This is a genomic window from Amnibacterium flavum (assembly GCF_003097495.1).
In the GTDB taxonomy this organism is placed as follows: domain Bacteria; phylum Actinomycetota; class Actinomycetes; order Actinomycetales; family Microbacteriaceae; genus Naasia; species Naasia flava.
Map to the genome: position 1 here is coordinate 1619605 of NZ_QEOP01000001.1, position 20225 is coordinate 1639829.

Consider the following 20225-nt stretch of genomic DNA (forward strand, 5'->3'; position numbering starts at 1 on the left):
GTGCAGGAATCGGCCTGATCCGCGCAAATCTCCTGATCCGCGCCGCAGGGGGTATCGGCCAACGGCCAACGTTCATCCAGCGGGATTACGCTTCTCTACGTGCCCGCAGTGAATATCGGAATGCCCAAGCCGGCCCCAGAGGTCCTGGCCCCGCGACGCAAATCGCGCCAGATCAAGGTCGGCAAGGTCCTCGTCGGCGGAGACGCGCCCATCAGCGTCCAGTCGATGTGCACGACCGCGACGACGAACATCAACGGCACCCTCCAGCAGATCGCCGAACTGACCGCTTCGGGGTGCGACATCGTCCGCGTGGCCGTGCCCAGCCAGGACGACGCGGATGTGCTGCACATCATCGCGAAGAAGAGCCAGATCCCGGTGATCGCCGACATCCACTTCCAGCCGAAGTACGTCTTCCAGGCCATCGACGCCGGATGCGCGGCGGTCCGAGTGAACCCGGGCAACATCCGCAAGTTCGACGACCAGGTCGGGGCCATCGCCAAGGCCGCCAAGGATGCCGGAGTCTCGCTCCGCATCGGTGTCAACGCCGGATCCCTCGACCCCCGCCTGCTGCAGAAGTACGGCAAGGCGACCCCCGAGGCGCTCGCCGAGAGCGCGCGCTGGGAGGCCAGCCTCTTCGAGGAGCACGACTTCCACGATTTCAAGATCTCGGTCAAGCACAACGACCCCATCGTCATGGTCAAGGCGTACCGTCTGCTCGCCGAGATGGGCGACTGGCCGCTGCACCTCGGCGTGACCGAGGCCGGCCCCGAGTTCCAGGGGACAATCAAGAGCTCCACGGCATTCGGCATCCTGCTCGCCGAGGGGATCGGCGACACCATCCGCGTCTCGCTGTCCGCCCCGCCCGCTCAGGAGGTCAAGGTCGGCTTGCAGATCCTGCAGTCGCTGAACCTGCGCGAGCGCAAGCTCGAGATCGTCTCCTGCCCGTCCTGCGGACGCGCCCAGGTCGACGTGTACACGCTCGCGAACGACGTGACCGAGGGGCTCCAGGGCATGTCGGTCCCGCTTCGCGTCGCCGTCATGGGCTGCGTCGTCAACGGACCCGGTGAGGCCCGCGAAGCCGACCTCGGTGTCGCCTCCGGCAACGGCAAGGGGCAGATCTTCGTCAAGGGCGAGGTCATCAAGACCGTCCCCGAGGCCGACATCGTGCGCACCCTCATCGAGGAGGCCAACCGCCTCGCCGATGAGATGGGCCCGACCGCCGAATCCGGCACCGTCGAGGTCGTCACCGTCTGACGCGGTGAGAATGACCGCCGCTGGCGTCTGATCCTCTCGGCGCCCGAGGTCTCCCGCGTGCGCTGTTGCAGCGCATTGCACGAAGGTTGTGTCGCCGATCGTGCTCCTCGAGCGGTCCACCGCTCGCGTCATCCTGTCTCCCGCGGCACCTCTGCCGCCGCGCCCGCTGCTGTCGGGTGCGCCCCGACAGGAGACCTCATGCATCGCTCACGCCCCACCCGCAGCAGGCCGCCCGGCCCCATCCGATCCCGGATCGCGTTGCCCACCGGCGTCGTTCTGGCCGTGGCTCTCGCGGCCACCGGCACCGGCTGCGCCGCGCAGCAGCCCGCCGACCCCGCATCCGACGCTGTCCTCGCCTCGCTTCAGGACTGGGCCGCACTCGACGACGACGCTCGACGAGCGGCTCTGGACGTGGACTCCCGCCGACTCGGCGCGTTCCTCCTTGCCGCCAGTGGACTCCCGGACGCGACCGGCATGACCGCGGAGGAGCTGGAGGCTGCGATACCGCGCACCGCGCCCCATGTCTTTCCCGCTCCGGCCGCTGAACCCGAGTCCACCGCCTCTTCGCCGCAGGAGGCAGGAGACCTCGGCGTTCCCGACGGGGGAGACCTGGACCTCGGTGGCGTCGACCTCGAGGGCGTCGAGCTCGGCGACATCAACCTCGACGACCTGGGCGGGCTCATCCCGGGCGACGTCGACGCGGACCTGTCGTCGACCAATCACGGGACATCGGGGCTCGTGATCCAGACCGCATCATTCGAACGTGTCGCCCACCGCAATCGCGCGACGACGGTCGACGCGAAGGGTGCTGCGCTCAGCGAGATCACCGACATGGTCGACGCTCTGCACGAATCGCTGCTCAACGCCCGGCTCGGAGAACCCACCTACTCGTTCGACGACCTGGACGATTCGGACGGTTCCACCTACAGCGTCGAGCTCGACATGGGCAAGCTCACCAGCAGTTCGAGTGCGAGTCGAGACGTGGTCCTCGATGACGTGACCACGACCATCGACAGCACCTCGAACATCGACATGGACACCTGCCCGAACGCCGATGGCGAGGTCGACGGCTTCCTGACCGTCGACGGCGGGATCACCGTGCCGGGCCCCGACGGGAAACCCGTCAAGACGCAGATATCGGTCCAGCTCGAATTGAAAGCGACCGTGGACGATGACGCGTGGGCCGTCGACTCCGTCGGGAAGTTCCAGACCGTCGTGCGCACCGGCGCCCCCGGCGACACCCCGGGAGGTATGGGAACGGTGACCTCGTCCAAGAAGTACGCGGGGACTATGACCATCAACTACGCGAACGACAAGGGCACGGGTCAGGCTGTGCGCGCCCGGATCGGCAAGGTGACGGGAGACGGCAGCCTCGGCGATGCGACGAGCGGGATCGTGAGCAAGCTGCAGCAGAAGGCCCTCGAGGAGGCTGAGCTCTTCTGGCGCAGCGGCGGCTGCATCCGGGCCGATGTCGTCGAGGATCCGGACAAGATCGACCGCGGGGGATACTCCCTCGTCACGGTCGAGGCGGTATCCCGGCGAAACGGCGCCGCGCTCGTCGAGGACGCCGTCGCGGAGTACACGGGCGAGAACAAGGGCAACGTGGGCGGCAAGGTCTCGCCCGGCGGCAGGGTGGACACCCCGGCGGACTTCGATTTCCGAGCGGAGGGGAAGGACGGCCTGGCCGCTCCCCGCTTCAAGGTCACCTCGAAGCAGGGCATCGGTTACGGGAGCGCCGCCATTCAGGTCGGACAGAACGGGTGGGTCCTCGACGGCGTCGCCGGCAACATCTCCTTCTACTCCGTCAAATGCGACGGGCTCGTCGGAACCTGGGAGGTGGAGTCGACCGGCCCCGAGGGATACTTCGCGCAGTCGGAGTTCACGCTCGGAGAAGACCTCCGAGGCACGTATGCATCGACGGTCGTCGGGAAGTACGCCGACGCCGGTGACGTGTGGTTGACGGGCGAGATCGGCACCTACGTGTTCCACGCGACGGGTGACTTCGACCCCGCCCTCCCGCTCCGCCCCGCCACGAAGGGAGAGTGCGACTGATGGCACGCACAGCACGGGCGATCGCCGTTCTCGGAGCGGTCGCCCTGTCGGTGTCGCTCCTCACCGCCTGCACTGAACCGGCGCCCGAGCGCGAATCGCCGCTCATCGCCGCGCGGGAACGCGCGGCGACGGAGGTCGATGCCCAGATCGCGGGTATCGCCTCCGCTGGGGTCGATCTGGATCGGCTGCTGCTCGTGGACTCCGGCCTCGCCGAGGCCGCAGGGGTCGACGGGAGCGCGCTTTTCGAGAGCCTGCACGCCGTGACGCCTGCTGCCGCGCCGACGACCGGTTCCTCGAGCGCCGAGCCCGCCTCGCGCCAGAGCGAGGAAGGGCTGAGCGTTTCGACGGCTCTCGCCGCCTCGACGTCCGGTTCGGCCCACCGGACGACGAGCACCGCCGGCGCCGGAGCTCCGAATGCAGCCGAGGCGGCGAACGCCGCAGCGAACGGGCTGAGTCTCGCGGTGGACTCGATCCGGGACGCGCTCGGCGCCGCCGCCCAGGACGATGACTCGCTCGCCGAGTTCGACTCCGGCGACGGGACCAACCCGCAGATCGGGTGGACCGTGGCGGGCGGCGCCGCATCCGGGACCGTCACCTCGACCATCTCCGACACGGGACCAGATGGGACGCGCTTCGAGATGATCACCGAGGGCGAGTACCACGTGCTCGTCTGTCCCGCCGCGGACGGGGCGATCGAGGGCGGGATCTGGGTGCGCTCGGCGATCACGGTCACCCCGCCCGGTGGTACGCCGCAGCGCAGCGTCATCGAGCTCAATATCGACCTCGGCGGCACGTCCAACGACGAGGCGTACGCGGCGGACTCCTGGGCTGACGGCACCGCGGGACTCAGCCAGGGCACGCCGGGCCCGGGCCCCGCCGACTTGGCGACCAAGTCCACGAGCTCGGAGACCGCGGTCGAGTCGACCTTCGTCTACAGCGAGGGCGCCAAAGAAGTGCGCGACGTCGCCCTCGACGATCCGGACGGTACGAATCTCACGACCATCGCCGACGACCTCACCATGCAGATGCAGCAGGTGCTGGTGCGTATGGCCGAGGATTACTGGCGCGGCGGCAACTGCGTCCGCGCTCTCGTCACCCCGGAGGCGAACGCGATCGACACCGGCGACAGCACGGGCATCTCCGTGAGGGCCGAGTCGATCGTCGATGGTACGGAGCTGACCGCCGGTCGATCCGAATGGACCGGCATCGTTGCGATCGCGGGCTCCGTCACCCCCACCGAGCCCCAGAAGCTCCCCGGGGCGTTCGTCTTCGAATCGGCCGATGAGAAGGGGTGGGCCAACCCCGAGTTCATGGTGACCACCCGCCGCGGCATCGGAGCGAACGTGGCGCCGATTCAGGTCGGCGGCACAGGTCTCGTCTTCACCGGCACCTACGGCGGCGGTGTGTACCGCGGCTACAGCTGCGACGGCATCAAGGGCCCGTGGACCATGTCCGTATTCGTGCCGGAGATCGGCGAGGGCTGGTCCACTCGGATGACCTTCGACGACGCGCTCACGTCTGGATACGACGACGAGGGAACAGGGAATGCCGGTCCCTGGGCCCATCCCGACGCCCTCTACTGGTTCACCCCCGACGGAGAGGGTTACGTGTTCCACGCCGATCCGTACGACCCGTCCTTCCCGGTGTCGGAGGCTCCGGTCGAGGAGTGCACCGGCTGAACGGGTGCTCGTGCGTTCCGATGCCTCGGGAGCCGGACGGGTGCAGCCATGTGGTGGTCGGCGCCCGTCCGGTCTCGCGCCGGGGCGATTCGTGTTCAGCGAGCCGAGCTTCCTCCGCCCTGATCCAGAAGCTCGGCGGGCGCGCTAGAGCAGCTGTCGGGCGTTGGCCTTGGCCAGGTCGATGAGCTCGCGGCCGTTGCCGCCCAGCACGGTGCGGAGCGCGTACAGCGCGAATCCGCCCGCCTGCTTCGCCTCGACGTGCGGCGGAATGGACAGCTCCTGCCGGTCCACCTTCACCGACACCAGAGCGGGCCCGTCGTGCTCGAACGCGCGGCGCAGCGCACCCTCGATGTCGCCGCCCTCCTCCACGCTCTCGCCGTGCATGCCGACGGCCTGCGCGATCGCCGCGAAGTCCGGATCCGCACGACCCTGCTCGTAGCCGAGTCCCGTGCCGTAGTTGACGATCCCGGCGGACTTCATCTCGACCTCGACGAAGGCGAGGGCGTCGTTCGTGTAGACGACGATCTTGATCGGCAGATCGTGTCGCACGGCCGTGATCAGCTCGCCGAGCAGCATCGAGAGTCCGCCGTCGCCCGCGAGGACCACGACCTGACGCGACCGGTCCACCGCCTGCGCCCCCATCGCGAGCGGAGTCGCCGCAGCCATGGTGCCGTGCCAGAACGAGCCGATCAGCCTGCGGTCGGCGCTGATCCGCAGGTGCCGGCTCGCCCAGATGACGGGGGTGCCGACGTCGGGGACGAAGATCGCGTCGTCGTCGGCCAGCTCGTCGATCAGGTGCGTGAGGTGCTGCGGATGGATCGGACCTCGTCCCTGCTTCTCGAGGGAGTCCAGCTCCTTGCGGGTGCGCCGGTAGTGGTCGAGCGACTTCTCGAGGTGGGCCCTGTCCTTCTTGCGCTCGATGAGGGGCAGCAGTGCCGCGGCGGTCTCCCGGACTCCGCCGACGAGCCCCTGCGTGATCGGGGTGCGTCGGCCGAGGTGCTCGCCCCGGATGTCGACCTGCACGATCTTCGCGTCCTCGGGGAAGAACTGCTGGTACGGGAAGTCGGTGCCGAGCATGAGCAGGGTGTCGCAGGCCTCCATCGCCCGATATCCGGACGCGAAACCGAGCAGGCCGGTCATGCCGACGTCGAACGGGTTGTCGTGCTCGATGAACTCCTTGCCCCGGAGGGCGTGCACGATGGGGGAGCCGAGCGCGTCCGCCAGAGCGACGACCTCGTCGTGTGCTCCCTCGACGCCGGAGCCGGCGAGGATGGTGACCTTCCCGGCCGAGTTCAGCAGGTCGGCGGCGGTGTGCAGCTCCTCCGCGCTGGGGACGATCACCGGGTGCGTCTTCGCGACGACGACATCGCGCTCGTTCGACGCCGCGGAGAGGGCGACATCGCCCGCGATCACGAGAACCGCGACACCGCGCTGCTCGATGGCGGCGCGCATCGCCATCTCGAGAAGTCTCGGCATCTGCTCGGCACTGAGGACGGTCTCGCAGAACACGCTGCAGTCGCGGAACAGATGCATGGGACGGGTCTCCTGGAAGTACCCGCTGCCGATCTCGTCGCTCGGGATCTGCGCCGCGATCGCGAGCACCGGCACCCGGCTCCGCTGCGCGTCGTAGAGCCCGTTGATGAGGTGCAGGTTGCCGGGACCGCAGCTGCCCGCGCAGACCGCGAGGTCACCGGTGACAGCGGCCTCGCCGGCAGCGGCCAGGGCCGCCTCCTCCTCGTGCGCGACGAGGTACCAGTCGATGCCGTCCTGCCGACGGATGGCGTCGGTGACCGCGTTGAGTGAGTCGCCGGGGACACCCCATACCCGGCTGACTCCGTGGGCGGCGAGGTTGGAGACGATCGTGTCGGCGACAGTGGTCATGTCGATCCTTCCGTGCGGTGGTCGGGCCGGAGTCTGCGCGAACCGGTCGAGATCCTGCCGGGAGAACCGGCCGAGTCACGACCATCCTGTCCCCGTCCACTGGACGCGCGCTCCGCCCGGCTCATCGCCGTTCGCGCGACGATCCTCGCCGCGACGGGCCGGCCGGGCCCCTCGCCCCAGGGGCCGGACCGGCCCCGGTCCGAAAGCTGGAGCTTCGGCCTGGCCGGCTGCGTCCTCCCCTGCAGGAGTCGGTCAGCTGAGCGGAGCGAAGATCTCGAGGTTCCAGGCACCGGTGGGCAGCAGATACCGGCATCGCATGCGAACACCGCCGGGAACCCGGTCGATCGTCACGCCGGGGATCCGGAGGTTGTGCAGGATACGGCAGAGCAGTGCTGCGGTCGTCGCCGGGGTCAGGCGCTCGTACGCGGTGATGCGCACCCGCAGGTGGCGGGAACCCGTATCGGCTTGCTCGCCGTCGACGACGAGGTCGGCTTCGTGCTCGATGCGTCCCGAGTCGATGAAGAGCATCGCGAGGTTCAGATCATCGAGGACGGCGCGCCGAGCGCTGGCATTCTTGTCCGGCTCCGACTGGCCGGGGGAGTGCGGCAGTTGCTGGATCGTCATGTGCATGCTCCCAGATCGTCATGGAAGACGACGCCCGGCCGTCGCTGAGCACGACGGCCGGGAGGTCTCCGATCAGAAGGCGGCGATGAAGCTGCCGAGTGCGCGGTCGAGTGCGGCGAGATCCGCGTCGGTCAGCGCCTGAACCGAGAGTGCGACCGAGTGGGTGCCGTCGACCGAGGTCGCGGCGAGCATCAGGAAGCTGGCGCCGACGCCGCCGCAGTCGGTGTAGTAGTCGTACGTGCCCTCGTAGGCGCCGTCGGAGTACGCGTCGCTCGAGGCGAGCACGCAGCCGTCCTGCTGCACGTAGCTGCCCACCATCTGCAGCCACTCCTCCGACGAGATGGTCGCGGTGGCGGTCGGAGCAGCGAGCACCGAGATGCCGGGGGCGGACCAGCCGCTGCCGTAGGTGGCGCGATCGGGGCTCGCTTCGATGCTGGCCCAGGTTCCGCCGCGGGGGTCGGTGAACGCCGCAGTGTCCACGTCGCTCCAGTCGACGGGAACATCCACTGTCACGCTTCCCGAGTCATCGACGATCGACACGAAGTCGGCCGACGCGGCCGCCGAACCCCCGGATGAGGCGGTGCCTCCGGTTGCCGCAGCGACGACCGAGTCCGCCTCGATCGGGTCGCCGTTGAACTGCCCGGAGTAGTAGAGCCCATCGGCGGGGCGGAACACCTCGGCCGAGAGGGTCGCATCCTGACCATGCGTGCGCAGCACATTGCAGTAGTCGGACATGGTCCCATCGGCGCCGACGCTGACCCCCTCGAGCTTGGTGAGCAGGTCGCCGGGCTTGACACCCGCCTTGTCGGCGCTGGAGCCCGATGCGACGGAATTGACCCAGACGCCCAGTCCGGTGCCCTCCTCATCGGTGAGCGCCGTGCCGTTGATGCCGAGGCTCAGGACGTTCTCGCCCTTCGCCAGCTGCGCGATGACCTCCTGCGCCTGATCGCGGTGGATGGCGAGGCTCTGGTCGTACTGGTCGTTGCCCGCGTAGTTGACGCCGACGACTCGGCCCTGGGCGTCGACGAGCGGTCCGCCCGAGTTGCCGCCTCGGATGCGGGCGTCGTGCTCGATGACGTCATCGAGGGAGGCCCACGGAGTGTCCATCGGGGTGTCGGCCTTCGAGACGATCCCGCGGGTCATGGTGAAGGTCGGGTCGCCGAGGGGGAAGCCTGCGGCATAGACGTCGATCGCGGTGGTGATGTCGTCGCTGCGCCAGTCGAAGTGGGGGTAGGAGTCCTTCTCCAGCTGGATGACGGCAAGGTCGAGGCACTCGGAGGAGCCGAGGACCTTGGCGTTCAGCTCGGTTCCTGTGTCTCCGGCGCGCCACACCTTGAGGGTGCCCGCGCCGACGACGACGTGGTTGTTGGTGACGGCGAGGCCGTTCTCGGAGATGAGGAATCCGGAGCCGCGTCCCGCGGCCTCGTAGCCCCCTTCCTCGGGCGAGACGAACGTGCCGACCGATTCGATCTGCAGGGTGGCCTGCTGGACGTCGTCGAAGCCGACGGCGCCGGACGAGCCGCCGGGGAGGAAGGACGGAACGCAGCCGGAGAGGAGGGTGGCTGCTGCGATGGTGGTGAGCCCGGCGGCACCGAGGCGGCGGGGCATGTGTCGTGAAGTCATGCGAGGAACGCTACGAAGCGTTCGGGGCTGGGATGCGGCTCGGAGTCAGGTCGCAACCGCCCTGCAATGACCCCGTCATGCCGGTGTGGGACGGTTCGAGGCTGCTCGGAGCACTCCGTGGCGGAAACGACGAAGACGCCCGCTCCCACAGGGGGAACGGGCGTCTTCGTCGGCTCTGCGGGCCGAGGTGGGGTCTCTCGGCGACGGGGGTCAGCGGACCAGGCGGATGGTGAGCGGGTAGCGGTAGCTCCCCGTGCTGTTGGCCTTCACCGCTGCCACGATGGTGAGGATCGCGCCGGCGAGGGGCACCAGCGGCGCGAGCATCAGAATGAACACCCCGACCACCACGAAGGTGAGCACGGTGCCGGCGAGCAGGAGGCCGGTGAAGTAGATCGCGATGCTGATCTGGAAGTTCAGCGACTCCTTGGCCTCCCGGGCGACGACTTCGCTCTTGTCCTTCTGGAGGAGGAACACGACGAGCGGGCCGGCGAAGGCGAGCAGCCCGCTGAGGTGGGCGAGCATCGTCCAGGTGCGCGCCTCACTGCTCGTGAGGGCCTGCGGGGGAGTGATCTGCGGTGCGGGAGTGGTCATCGATGTGCGTCTTTCGGTGTGAGGAGTCGCTCGGCCGTCCAGGCCGGCGGCCGCCTGATCCGGCGACGAGAGACACGGTAGGAGTGTGGAAACGGGCTCCGATGCGTCGTGCAGGCGTCGCAATCGCGATGCAATGTCCGGCGTCGAAGTTCTCGCCGCGGATGCGTCGTCGCACTCGGCTACGAAGCCGAAAGGTTCTCCACGAGCCACTGGATGGAGCGTGTTCGACCGCGGGCGAGTGCGGCCTCCCACTGCTCGGCGGGCAGCGCTGCCTGCACCCGGGCTCGGGTCCTCTCGGCGTAGTCGGGGTCGACGGCGTTCGCGCGATAACCGAATCGTGCACCGAGGGCATCGACGGCACCGATCATCTCCGCCGCGGCCGGCATCCGATCGAGCGCCGCGAGGGCGGACGCGTAGACGCTCGCCGTCGCGAGCGCGCTCGACGGATCGTCGCCCTCGAGGAAGCGGATGGCGCCGATGCGGATGATTCCGAGTGCGTCGGCGGCCCGGCCCACGTCGATCAGGGTCTTCCCGCTCACGAGGCTCGAGTTGGCACGCGCCCACCCGTGGCCGACCTCGCCCCCGAGACGGTAGGCCTGACCCAACGAATCGAGCGACGCGGCCGGCCGGCCTGCGACCCGCAGGACCTCCCCGCGAATCGCCAGATGATCGGCGATCGCCCAGCGGGACTCGTCGGTGATGCGCTCGCGATAGGTCTCGGAGTCTGCGAGCAGCCGGTCCATTTCGGCGGCGTCGCCCCCGGCGATGGCGAAGAAGGCGCACATCGTCGAAGCGAGCATGCCGTGCACCGGGTCCCGCGCCTGTTTCGCCATCTCGAGATGCCGCCGGTTGTATCGGACCACCGTCAGCGGGTCGAGCACGACCGCAGCGATGAACGCCGCTGCCCTGAGAGCGCTCGCCGCCTCGTCCGGGTGCGTCGGCCCCGGCAGAGCCAGCGCCTCGTCGATGAGATCGAGCACCTCCCGACCTGCGCCGCGTTCCGCCCAGAAGCGTCCGAGCGATCCCACCACGCTCAGTGCGATCCGCCTCTCACCGTTCGCCAGAGACCACGCGAGCGCCTGATCGAAATCGGCTCGGATCTCCCGGAGCCGCGGGCGCGTGGCGGCCGCGTCGGCGGACGTCAGCATCGCGGCGGCCCGAACCGCCGCATCTCCGAACCAGGCGGCGTGACGCGCGGACCACGACGCCGCATGGGGGTCGGGATGCACCCGGTGCATGTACTGCTTGACCGACTCGAGCAACCTGAATCGGCGCTCGCCGACGCCGGCGAGAGAGTGCACGAGCGATTTCCGCGCGAGCGACACGGCCAGCTGACGGACGTCGCGGTCTTCGACTTCGCAGATGCCGGAGACCATGTCGAGCGTGAACGGGCCGGCGAAGCCGGCCAGCTGCGCGAGGAGTTCCCGCTCGTGGGGGGTGGTGAGACGCACGCTCCACTCGATGGCGGAGTCGATCGTTTCATGCCGGCCGCCGTCGCCCCGTCGCGATGGGGGATCGGGAGCCGTTCGCAGCGAGGTGGCGAGTTCGTCGATGCCGAGCACGTCGAGGCGCGACGCGGCCAGCTCGATGGCGAGCGGGAGGCCGTCGAGCGCGGTGCACAGCGTCTCGATCACCCGCATCTGCTCCCGATCCCAGCTCTGCACACCGCTCGCGTCGGTGGCTCGTTCGAGGAAGAGCTGAACGGCGTCCGACAGCTGTTCGCCAACGAGGGGAGGCACGGCGATCACCCGTTCACCGGGCATTCGGAGCGCTTCGCGGCTCGTGACGAGGATGCTGAGGCCGGCGCAGAGTCCGAGCAGGCGTGAACACGCGGCGGCGACGGATCCGAGGACATGCTCGGCGTTGTCGAGCACCAGCAGTGCGCGGCGTCCCGCGATAGCTCGCTCGATCGCGTCGAACGTCTGCTCCGCCGCCCCCACGGTCTCCGCTATCCGGGACAGCACGTCGTCGGCGGTGGCCGGGGTGAGATCGACGAGCCACTGCACCTCATCATCGGCGATGTCGATCCTGCGGGTCGACTCCACGGCGAGCCGCGTCTTGCCGACCCCGGCCGCTCCGGTCAGAGTCACGAGCCGTGACGAGGCGCGGCCGCGTTCGAGCGTGCGGAGAAGATCCGCGCGGCCCACGAAACGGGTGAGCGGCAGCGGTATGCCGACGCGCTCGACCGGTGCGGCGTTCGCATCGGCGAGTCCGACGATGTCCGGGTCCTGTCGCAGAACCGCGAGTCTCATGGCGGAGGCCTCGGGATGCGGATCGACACCGGAATCGCGGGACGCGTCGATGTGGTGGTCGAGGACGCGCAGCGCATCCCCCGACCTGCCCGTGCGGGCGAGTGCTCCGGCGAGGGAGCGCTGGAGGTCGCCGTCCAGCGGGGTCGATTCGGCGAGAGGCTGCAGGATCAGCACCGCGGCCGCGGCGTCACCGCTCGAGATGCGCGCCGCGGCGAGCTGCACGACAGCCTCACGGCGCAATGCGGCGACACGCCCGGCCAGAGGCACGGAGAAGGGGAACTCCCTCGCCCAGGCGAGCGGCTCGGGATGCCAGCGGCGAAGGGCTTCGCCGAGCTCCCGCTGGACCTCCTCCGCCTCGGCGCCTGCGCGAGAGACGAGATCCTCGAGTTCGACCACGTCGACGGTGACGGCGTCCGCGTCCAGACGGTATCCATCCCGTCCGCCGCTCAACACATCGGCCCATCCGCGGCTGCGCAGGCGCGATACGTGGGCGCGCAGGCTCGAGAGCACCTCGTCGGGGGGCTCCAGCCAGAGGTCCCGCACCAGCGTCTCGGCCCTTATCGGCTCGCCGCGCGCGATCGCCAGCCGTGCGAGCACGGCCTGGGGGATGAGCCCCCGCACCTGCTCCGGCGCGGAGTCGCCGGACACGGCGAAGCCGCCGAGGAGCGAGACGCGCACCGACATCACTGCGCCGCGGCGGGGCCCGTGAATCCGACGGCGGGCGTGGGAACGGCGAGGTCCGACGGCGTCGATTGCGGCAGACGACCGACGAGCTGCATGACGTCATCCCATCCGAGGTCGCGGCCATTGCGATATTCGCGGTCGAAGTCTTCCACGCTGAGCGCCGCCGCGACAGCCCTCCGCAGCCGGTGAGCCTCGTCGCCTTCAGCGCTCGCCGTGCTGTATCCGTATCGGACACCCAGCGCGTCGACCGCGCCGAAGAGGCGCGCCCCGATCTCGTGACGTTCGACGAAAGCACACGCTCCGGCGATGATGTGCAGCAGGGCGAGACCGGCGGCTGAGTCTTCGTGCGAACGCGCCCATTCGATCGAGTCACTGGCCAGGGAGATCGCCTCACGGGGCCGGCGAGCGTCGACGAGCGTCTTGGCGAGCACATAGCGCGCGCTGGTGACCATCCAGGTGTAGCCGACCTCCGCGGCGAGCAGGTGCGAACGAGTGAGTGCCCGCATCGCGTCGTCCAGACGACCGGAGGAGCGCAGCATCTGCCCGGCGCACAGGAGCACCTCGCTCCTCGCCCAGAGCGGCGCGGACCGCGCTAGTTCGGTCGCCGCGGAGATGAGGGCTTCGCTCGTGGCCCGGTCGCCGAAGAGCGACTGTCCGTAAGCGGCTCGCGCCAGGGCGACGGCGGTCGTCGAGGCGTCTCCCGCTTCGCGGCCGTGAGCCTCAGCCGCGGCGATCGCCACGAACCCGGCCTCGGCGTCCCCCAGCTGATAGGCGAGATTCGCGAGCTCGAGCTCGGCGAGCGGGACGGCGAGCAGCAGCGCTTCGTCCTGGGGTTCAGCAGTGACATCGGCGGTGCCCTGCGCCGGGCCGGCGAGCCCCAGCGCGGCGTCGAGACGTGCACGCCCCTCGACGAAGCGACCGCGCAGATGCCAGTACTGAGCCAGCCCCGCCGTGATGAGGACCGCGCTTCTCCGGTCATCAGCGGAGACAGCGCTGTCGAGCGCAGCATCGATGTCAGCACGGAAACCGTCGAGGACGGCCATGGTGTCACGAGCTTCGAACGCCCGCAGCGAGGGGCTCAGGGCCCACACCAGGTCTGCGAACCAGCGGCGGTGGCGCTCCACCCAGTCGTCGACATCGACCCCGGGACCACGATCTGCCATGAACTCGCGCATCGATTCGAGCATGCGCAGGCGCGCGCGGCCCGTTTCGCTGCGCTCTTCGGAGAGCAACGATCTGCCGACCAGCTCCCGCAGCGCCGCCTCCGCTTCGATCGGGTCTAGACCCTCGATTCCTGCGAACGCCTCGACGGTGAAGGGACCCGCGAAGCGCGCAGCATGCTCGAGCGTGCGCTGCAGGTAGGGGCCGAGCAGGTCGAAGGTCCACGAGATCGCGCTCTGCACGCTGCCGTGCCTGCCCGACGCCGACCACGCTCCGAGCCCCGCCCGGACCGCGTCGGCGTCGAGAACGTCGAGGCGAGCCGCAGCGAGCTCCAGGGCGAGGGGGATCCCATCCAATTCGGCGCAGAGCCTGCGCGCAGAGTCCTCCTCCTCCTCGTCGAACGGATCGCCGCCCCTGACGTCCGTCGCCCGCTCGAGCAGGAGACGCCAGGCGTCATCGAACTCCGCATCGGAGAAGGGGCGCAGCACGAAGGTCTTCTCGTCCTTCAGGCGAAGCGGCTCGCGGCTGGTGACGAGCACCCTCAACGCAGGGTCGCTGTCGAGCAGGCCCGCGACCGCGATCGCGAGGGCGCCGATCACGTGGTCGGCGTTGTCGAGGATGAGGAGCACACGACGGCCCGAGAGTCGCCTGGTGATCGCGTCGAGGGTCGCTTCGGTGGCGCGCACGACGCCCGCGATGACGCCCACGACGGCATCGGGGGCGCGCACGTCCGCCAGATCGACCAGGTACTGCTCGTCGTCGAGAGCCGTCGTCGCCGATCGTGCGAGTTCGACGGCGGTTCGCGTCTTGCCGACCCCTGCCGGACCGACGATGGTGATGAGCCGCTCCCGCGTGCGAGCCTCCCGCAGCCGGGAGAGATCGCCGCTTCGACCGACGAAGCGGGTCAATGGGATCTGCACCCCGACGCGCACGACCACGCCGCGCGACCCGGTCACCGGTGCGACGACGGAGGGTTCCAGACGCACGATCGAGGTGCGGAGCGCTGCGATGCGCGGGGAACCCCCCGCGTCGTCGTCACCGCCCGGGGAGCGGAAGGCGTCGAGTACATCGACCGCGTCCGAGAACCGCGTCTGCCGCGCGAGCGCTGTCGCGAAGAGGCGGACGGGTCGCTCGTGCCCCGGGTTCCTCGCCACAAGGCGTTCGAGCACGGCCGTGGCGAGCGCGTGGTCTCCGAGCGCCAGCGCCGTCTCACCGAGATCCTCCTCGAGCACACGACGACGCTCCGCGAAGCTCCGCCGCGCCGAGGCGAGGAAGGGGGCCCCTTCGAGGCCCGCGACGAGTTCGCGGTCGACCTGGAGCGCGAGGTCGGTGAGCTCGGCGAGGTGGCTCTCATCCGCGCGCGGCGCACCGAGTGCGTCGATGCGGTCCATGAGGTGCACGGCGTCGACTCCCGAGCGTGCGATGTCGAGGACATAACCGCCTCGGGTGCCGACGAGAGCCGCACCGACGCCTGCCGAACGCAGCCGTGACAGATGAGCTCGCAGTGTCGACACCGCCGATTCCGGGATGTCGGTCCAGACGTCGGCGATGAGCTGGTCGGTGCTCACGAGCTCGCCGGGAGACCACGCCAGTCGAGCCAGGAGCGCTCGCGGAAGGTCGCCGCGGATCCTGAGGTCGTCCCGTCCTCCCGCTTCTTCACGTCCCTCATCGCGAACGGCGATCTCGAGAACTCCCAGCATGCGTACTTCGATCAGTGTCACGGCCCGTCCTTCGTCCATCGCCTCGACGCTAGGGATCCGCGCCCCCGTGTCGCTCTCCGATCGAGGCGTGCAACGCTGCTGCAATGCGGATGGCTGGGGATGGGCGCGCGCTCGTCCTGCGCACCGGGACGCGACCCTTCCGGTGAGCCCGCACGCAGACGGGCGCGCAGGGGCGCGCTCGGTAGACTCGGTTCCCGTGTCAACCCGCATGAGCAAGCTCTTCGTCCGCACCCTCCGTGAGGACCCCGCCGATGCCGAGGTCGCGAGCCACCGGCTCCTCGTCCGCGCGGGGTACATCCGCCGTCAGGCCCCCGGGATCTTCGCCTGGCTGCCGCTCGGGCTGCGGGTGCGCGCCAAGGTCGAGCGCATCGTGCGCGAGGAGATGGCGAACGCGGGTGCGCAGGAGGTCCTGTTCCCCGGACTGCTGCCGCGCGAGCCCTACGAGGCCACCGGTCGGTGGGAGGAGTACGGCGACGGCATCTTCCGTCTGAAGGACCGCAAGGACGCCGACTACCTGCTCGCGCCCACGCACGAGGAGGTCTTCACGCTCATGGTGAAGGACCTCTATTCGTCCTACAAGGATCTGCCGCTCACGATCTTCCAGATCCAGGACAAGTACCGCGACGAGGCCCGCCCCCGTGCCGGCCTCCTGCGAGGTCGCGAGTTCTCCATGAAGGACGCCTACTCCTTCGACTGGACGGATGCCGGGCTCGACGAGAGCTACCAGGCCCAGCGCGACGCCTACGAGCGCATCTTCACGCGTCTCGGCCTCGAATACGTCATCGTCGCCGCCGACGCGGGCGCGATGGGCGGCTCGAAGAGCGAGGAGTTCCTGCACCCCACGCCCATCGGCGAGGACACGTTCGTCCGCTCGCCCGGTGGCTTCACGGCGAACGTCGAAGCGTTCACCACGCTGGTGCCCGAATCGATCCCGTTCGGCGACGCACCCGATCCCGTGGTCTTCGACTCGCCGAACACGCCCACCATCAAGACGCTGGTCGAGCTCGCGAACGCCGAGCAGCCCCGCGCCGACCGCCCGTGGACCGCCGCGGACACCCTCAAGAACGTGGTGCTCGCTCTGACCCACCTCGACGGCACCCGCGAGCTCGTCGTCGTCGGCGTCCCCGGCGACCGCGAGGTCGACATGAAGCGGGCTGAGGTCCAGTTCCAGCCCGCAGAGGTCGAGCCCGCGACGGAAGCCGACTTCGACCGCGTCGCCGGTCTCGTCAAGGGGTACATCGGCCCCTGGTCGCCCGAGGGTCCCGTGCTCGGTCTCGACTCCGCCACCGACATCCGCTACCTGCTCGACCCGCGGGTGGTCGACGGCACCGCGTGGATCACCGGCGCGAACGAATACGAGAAGCACGTTTTCGGCCTCATCGCCGGACGCGACTTCACGAGCGACGGCACCGCCGAGATCGCCGACGTCCGCGAGGGCGACCCCGCCCCCGACGGCTCGGGTCCCGTGTCACTCGACCGTGGAACCGAGATCGGTCACGTCTTCCAGCTGGGCCGCAAGTACGCCGAGGCTCTGGGCCTGCAGGTGCTCGACCCCAACGGCAAGCTCGTCACCGTCACGATGGGCTCCTACGGGATCGGCGTCACACGCAACCTGGCGCTCATCGCCGAGGCGAACGCCGACGATCGGGGCCTCGTCTGGCCCCGCGCCGTCGCACCGTTCGACGTGCACATCGTCGCGACCGGCAAGGATGACGCGGTCTACGCCGCCGCCGAGGCGCTCGCGGCCGAGCTCGACGCCGCAGGGGTCGAGGTCCTCTACGACGACCGTCCGAAGGTTTCGCCCGGTGTGAAGTTCGGCGACGCCGAGCTTCTCGGGGTGCCCACCATCGTCATCGTCGGCAAGGGACTCGCCGACGGGACCATCGAGCTGTGGGACCGGAAGTCGGGGGAGCGCACCCCCGTTCCCGCTGCTGACGCCGCCTCCCGGGTGCTCGCCGAGATCCGAGGCTGACCCCCATGGGCCGGGGCGACGTCAGGTACGTGCCACCCACGCGCTACGAGCGCGTGTTCAACGCGATCGTCGTCTGGCTCAGCCGTCGCGGCATCCCGTTCGGCAGAACCCAGGTGCTCACCGTCACCGGACGCAAGTCCGGGGAACCCCGTTCCACCCCCGTCAACCCGTTCGACATCGCAGGCTCGCGGTATCTCGTCGGCGCCCACGGCACCTCCCAGTGGGTTCGCAACCTCCGCGTCGCCGGGTCAGCTGAACTCCGGCGGGGGCGGCGGGTCGAGGAGTTCCAGGTGACCGAGGTCGCCGACTCCGACAAGATCCCGGTGCTCCGGGCGTACATCCGGATCTTCTGGCCGGCCGTCAAGGGCTGCTTCGGTGTGCCGGAGCACCCCACGGACGAGGAGATCCGGGCCGTGGCGCACCTGCACCCGGTATTCGTCATCGACAAGCGCTGAGCCGGGGGTCGCGGGCGGCCTCACGGGACCCCCGCGATCGGACCGGGTGAGTCTCGATACGCGCCTCGCGCCCGTCGACCTCCGCCCGTCGAGCTCGTCGAAACGCAGGCCTCCGCCCGCCGCGACGTCAGCCGACGGAGGTGACGAAGTCGATCCACATCTCGGCGATGCGCTGCGGCTGCCCTTCGAACGCGGCGGCTCGCTCGGGGGAGGCGGAGTAGTGCTCCTCGAACTCGCGGAACCCCGCTTCATCGCCGGGCAGGCTCACGGCCCAGGTGAACATCGAGTTCTTCGCATCCGCGTAGGCGAACTCGACGTGGAATCCGTACTCGACGCGCATGGGGAGGAGCTCGTCGCGCATCCACTCGACGAAGTCGTCGAACATCTCGGGGTGGATGCGGTAGCGGCGCAGCTGGATGGTTCTCTCGGTCACGCGCCCATTCAACAGCACCGACCCGAGTAGGAGGCGGCCCTGACCCGAGTCGATGGCAGCCGTCGCTGCCCCGAGCCGTCCTGATCGGGCGGGGGAGCCTGCGGATCGGGTACCTTGGATGCGGCCCGCGTCATCTGCGGGTGTCTCATCGTGAATATGGAGTACCGCCCGTGGAAATCGACCTGAGCGTTTTGCGTCTGATGGAACGGGAGCGCGAGATCCCCTTCGACGAGCTCGTCCAGATCATCGAGCAGGCGATCCTCACCGCCTACCTCAAGCACACCGGCGCCCCCGAACCCAAGCACGGCAGCGACGACGCCCCGGCTGCTCGCGTGCAGATCGACCGCAAGACCGGTCACGTCGCCGTGTTCGTCCCCGAGGTCGATGACGAGGGCGCCGTCGTCGGCGAGGCCGAGGACAGCCCCAGCGACTTCGGGCGCATCGCCGCGTTCGCAGCGAAGCAGGTCATCAACCAGCGCCTCCGCGACATCGGCGACGACAAGGTGCTCGGCGAGTTCAAGGGACGCGAGGGCGACATCGTCGCCGGCGTCATCCAGCAGGGCCCCAATCCCCGCATGGTCCACGTCGATCTCGGAACCGTCGAGGCGATCCTTCCTCCCGAGGAGCAGGTCGCGGGCGAGACCTACGGCCACGGTGAGCGCATCCGCGTGTACGTGACGAGCGTCGCGAAGGGCACGAAGGGCCCGTCGATCACGGTGTCGCGAACCCACCCGTCGCTGGTGCGCAAGCTGTTCGCCCTCGAGGTTCCCGAGATCGCGAGCGGTCTCGTCGAGATCGTCTCACTGGCTCGTGAGGCCGGCCACCGCACCAAGATCGCCGTGAAGGCCACGGAGCCCGGCATCAACGCCAAGGGCGCCTGCATCGGCGAGCTGGGCCAGCGCGTCCGTGCCGTCTCGGCGGAGCTCGGCGGCGAGAAGATCGACATCGTCGACTACTCCGAGGATCTGCCCCGGTTCGTCGCGAACGCGCTGTCGCCGGCGAAGGTGACGAGTTCGTACGTGATCGATGCGTCCCTGAAGGCGGTCCGCGCCCTGGTCCCCGACTACCAGCTGTCGTTGGCGATCGGCAAGGAGGGCCAGAACGCCCGCCTCGCCGCCAAGCTGACGGGCGCGAAAATCGACATCCAGCCGGACTCCATCCTCGAAGGCGATTGAGGTCCGGTTGGATGGCGATTTTCGCGCCGCAGTGATGACGCGCCAGCGTCAGCGCGAGGACCCGGAGCGCTGACATCCAGCCGGACTCCATCCTCGAAGGCGATTGAGGTTCACCTCTCGGTACGCGCTTCGCTCTACGAGACCTCCGGCGTTCCCGCCTAACCGGCACCGACCGCCGGTGGGGGTTCTCCCTCCCGGGGGATGCGAGTACACTTGATGCGTCCCCCTTCTCGTTAGTGGGAATCGTCATGCCCGCCTCCGCCTTCCGCGGGGCCGGCACGGAAGAACAGGCTGATCGGCTTATGGACAACTAATGAGCGACTCGAAATGAGTTCCTCCAACCGTTAATCGGTCTGCCCTGTCTGGGTGGGCCCAGACAGGAGAAAAGTGGCAGCGAAACCACGCGTACACGAGGTCGCAAGCGATCTCGGAATCGACACCAAGGTCGCACTGGCGAAGCTCAAGGAGATGGGCGAGTTCGTCAAGGGACCGTCTTCGAGCATCGAGCCGCCCGTCGTGCGCAAGCTCAAGGCTCGTCTCGAGGCCGATGGCATCTCGGGCAGCAAGACCGCGGAAGCGGCGCCCGCCGCGGCCGCCCCCGCAGCACGGACTTCGGCGCGCCCGGGTCCCGCTGCTCCCAAGGCTCCCGCGGCTCCGGCCGCGCCCGC

14 protein-coding genes are annotated in these 20225 nt (G+C 69.3%); 7 read left to right on the forward strand and 7 right to left on the reverse strand.

The genetic code is table 11. From position 1 onward, the window contains the following. The first annotated feature begins 99 nt into the window (after window positions 1–99). From ispG to DDQ50_RS07525, 3 genes are all read left to right on the forward strand, one after another. Window positions 100–1254: a flavodoxin-dependent (E)-4-hydroxy-3-methylbut-2-enyl-diphosphate synthase gene (gene ispG / locus DDQ50_RS07515; protein ID WP_205663585.1), complete on the forward strand. Its 1155-nt coding sequence runs from the start codon at window positions 100–102 to the stop codon at window positions 1252–1254. 198 nt (window positions 1255–1452) lie between these two features. Continuing rightward, window positions 1453–3306, forward strand: a complete 1854-nt coding sequence (locus DDQ50_RS07520) for a hypothetical protein (RefSeq protein ID WP_133245933.1) — start codon at window positions 1453–1455, stop codon at window positions 3304–3306. Continuing rightward, entirely contained in the window at window positions 3306–4985 is a 1680-nt protein-coding gene (locus DDQ50_RS07525) for a hypothetical protein (protein WP_116755988.1), read from the forward strand. Before DDQ50_RS07520 ends, DDQ50_RS07525 begins: the two co-directional genes overlap by 1 nt. Before the next feature lie 144 nt (window positions 4986–5129). Here DDQ50_RS07525 and poxB read toward each other — a convergent pair whose 3' ends face one another. From poxB to DDQ50_RS17040, 6 genes are all read right to left on the reverse strand, one after another. Beyond that, entirely contained in the window at window positions 5130–6866 is a 1737-nt protein-coding gene (poxB, locus tag DDQ50_RS07530) for a ubiquinone-dependent pyruvate dehydrogenase (RefSeq protein WP_116755989.1), read from the reverse strand. A gap of 252 nt (window positions 6867–7118) precedes the next feature. Further along, a complete protein-coding gene (locus DDQ50_RS07535) occupies window positions 7119–7490 on the reverse strand; it encodes a hypothetical protein (RefSeq protein ID WP_133245934.1) in 372 nt (123 codons plus the stop codon). Between the two features lie 72 nt (window positions 7491–7562). Further along, the gene (locus DDQ50_RS07540; protein WP_116755991.1) at window positions 7563–9113 is read right to left on the reverse strand and encodes a S1C family serine protease; all 1551 of its coding nucleotides are present in this window, start codon (window positions 9111–9113) and stop codon (window positions 7563–7565) included. A gap of 210 nt (window positions 9114–9323) precedes the next feature. Further along, window positions 9324–9704, reverse strand: coding sequence for a DUF4870 domain-containing protein (locus tag DDQ50_RS07545; protein ID WP_116755992.1), 381 nt, complete (start codon window positions 9702–9704; stop codon window positions 9324–9326). A gap of 179 nt (window positions 9705–9883) precedes the next feature. Beyond that, the gene (locus tag DDQ50_RS07550) at window positions 9884–12640 is read right to left on the reverse strand and encodes an ATP-binding protein (RefSeq protein ID WP_116755993.1); all 2757 of its coding nucleotides are present in this window, start codon (window positions 12638–12640) and stop codon (window positions 9884–9886) included. Further along, complete coding sequence (locus DDQ50_RS17040; protein ID WP_165829734.1) at window positions 12640–15540, reverse strand: AfsR/SARP family transcriptional regulator; 2901 nt, start codon at window positions 15538–15540, stop codon at window positions 12640–12642. The genes DDQ50_RS07550 and DDQ50_RS17040 overlap by 1 nt, the downstream gene beginning before the upstream one ends. A gap of 178 nt (window positions 15541–15718) precedes the next feature. Between DDQ50_RS17040 and DDQ50_RS07575 the strand changes: the two genes are divergently transcribed. Beyond that, window positions 15719–17494 carry a proline--tRNA ligase gene (locus DDQ50_RS07575; protein ID WP_205663586.1) on the forward strand — a complete coding sequence of 592 codons (1776 nt, stop codon included), beginning with the start codon at window positions 15719–15721 and terminating at the stop codon, window positions 17492–17494. A gap of 5 nt (window positions 17495–17499) precedes the next feature. Further along, window positions 17500–17949: a nitroreductase family deazaflavin-dependent oxidoreductase gene (locus DDQ50_RS07580; RefSeq protein ID WP_116755997.1), complete on the forward strand. Its 450-nt coding sequence runs from the start codon at window positions 17500–17502 to the stop codon at window positions 17947–17949. Window positions 17950–18076: 127 nt separating this feature from the next. On the opposite strand, the gene DDQ50_RS07585 is transcribed toward DDQ50_RS07580, so the two are convergent. After that, window positions 18077–18382 (reverse strand): hypothetical protein, encoded by a 306-nt coding sequence (locus DDQ50_RS07585; protein ID WP_116755998.1) that lies wholly within the window; start codon window positions 18380–18382, stop codon window positions 18077–18079. 170 nt (window positions 18383–18552) lie between these two features. Between DDQ50_RS07585 and nusA the strand changes: the two genes are divergently transcribed. Together nusA and DDQ50_RS07595 are read left to right on the forward strand one after the other, a co-directional pair. After that, entirely contained in the window at window positions 18553–19557 is a 1005-nt protein-coding gene (nusA, locus tag DDQ50_RS07590) for a transcription termination factor NusA (protein WP_116755999.1), read from the forward strand. Between the two features lie 387 nt (window positions 19558–19944). Beyond that, window positions 19945–20225, forward strand: a 281-nt coding sequence (locus DDQ50_RS07595; protein WP_240614273.1) for a translation initiation factor IF-2 N-terminal domain-containing protein, incomplete at its 3' end; no start/stop codon positions are given.

Bases quoted from the DNA above. Each gene is read 5' to 3' on its own strand.
- DDQ50_RS07520 (WP_133245933.1), top strand. From the start codon at position 1,453: ATGCATCGCTCACGCCCCACCCGCAGCAGGCCGCCCGGCCCCATCCGA.
- DDQ50_RS07525 (WP_116755988.1), top strand. From the start codon at position 3,306: ATGGCACGCACAGCACGGGCGATCGCCGTTCTCGGAGCGGTCGCCCTG.
- poxB (WP_116755989.1), bottom strand. From the start codon at position 6,866: ATGACCACTGTCGCCGACACGATCGTCTCCAACCTCGCCGCCCACGGA.
- DDQ50_RS07535 (WP_133245934.1), bottom strand. From the start codon at position 7,490: ATGACGATCCAGCAACTGCCGCACTCCCCCGGCCAGTCGGAGCCGGAC.
- DDQ50_RS07540 (WP_116755991.1), bottom strand. From the start codon at position 9,113: ATGACTTCACGACACATGCCCCGCCGCCTCGGTGCCGCCGGGCTCACC.
- DDQ50_RS07545 (WP_116755992.1), bottom strand. From the start codon at position 9,704: ATGACCACTCCCGCACCGCAGATCACTCCCCCGCAGGCCCTCACGAGC.
- DDQ50_RS07550 (WP_116755993.1), bottom strand. From the start codon at position 12,640: ATGTCGGTGCGCGTCTCGCTCCTCGGCGGCTTCGCCGTGTCCGGCGAC.
- DDQ50_RS17040 (WP_165829734.1), bottom strand. From the start codon at position 15,540: ATGGACGAAGGACGGGCCGTGACACTGATCGAAGTACGCATGCTGGGA.
- DDQ50_RS07580 (WP_116755997.1), top strand. From the start codon at position 17,500: ATGGGCCGGGGCGACGTCAGGTACGTGCCACCCACGCGCTACGAGCGC.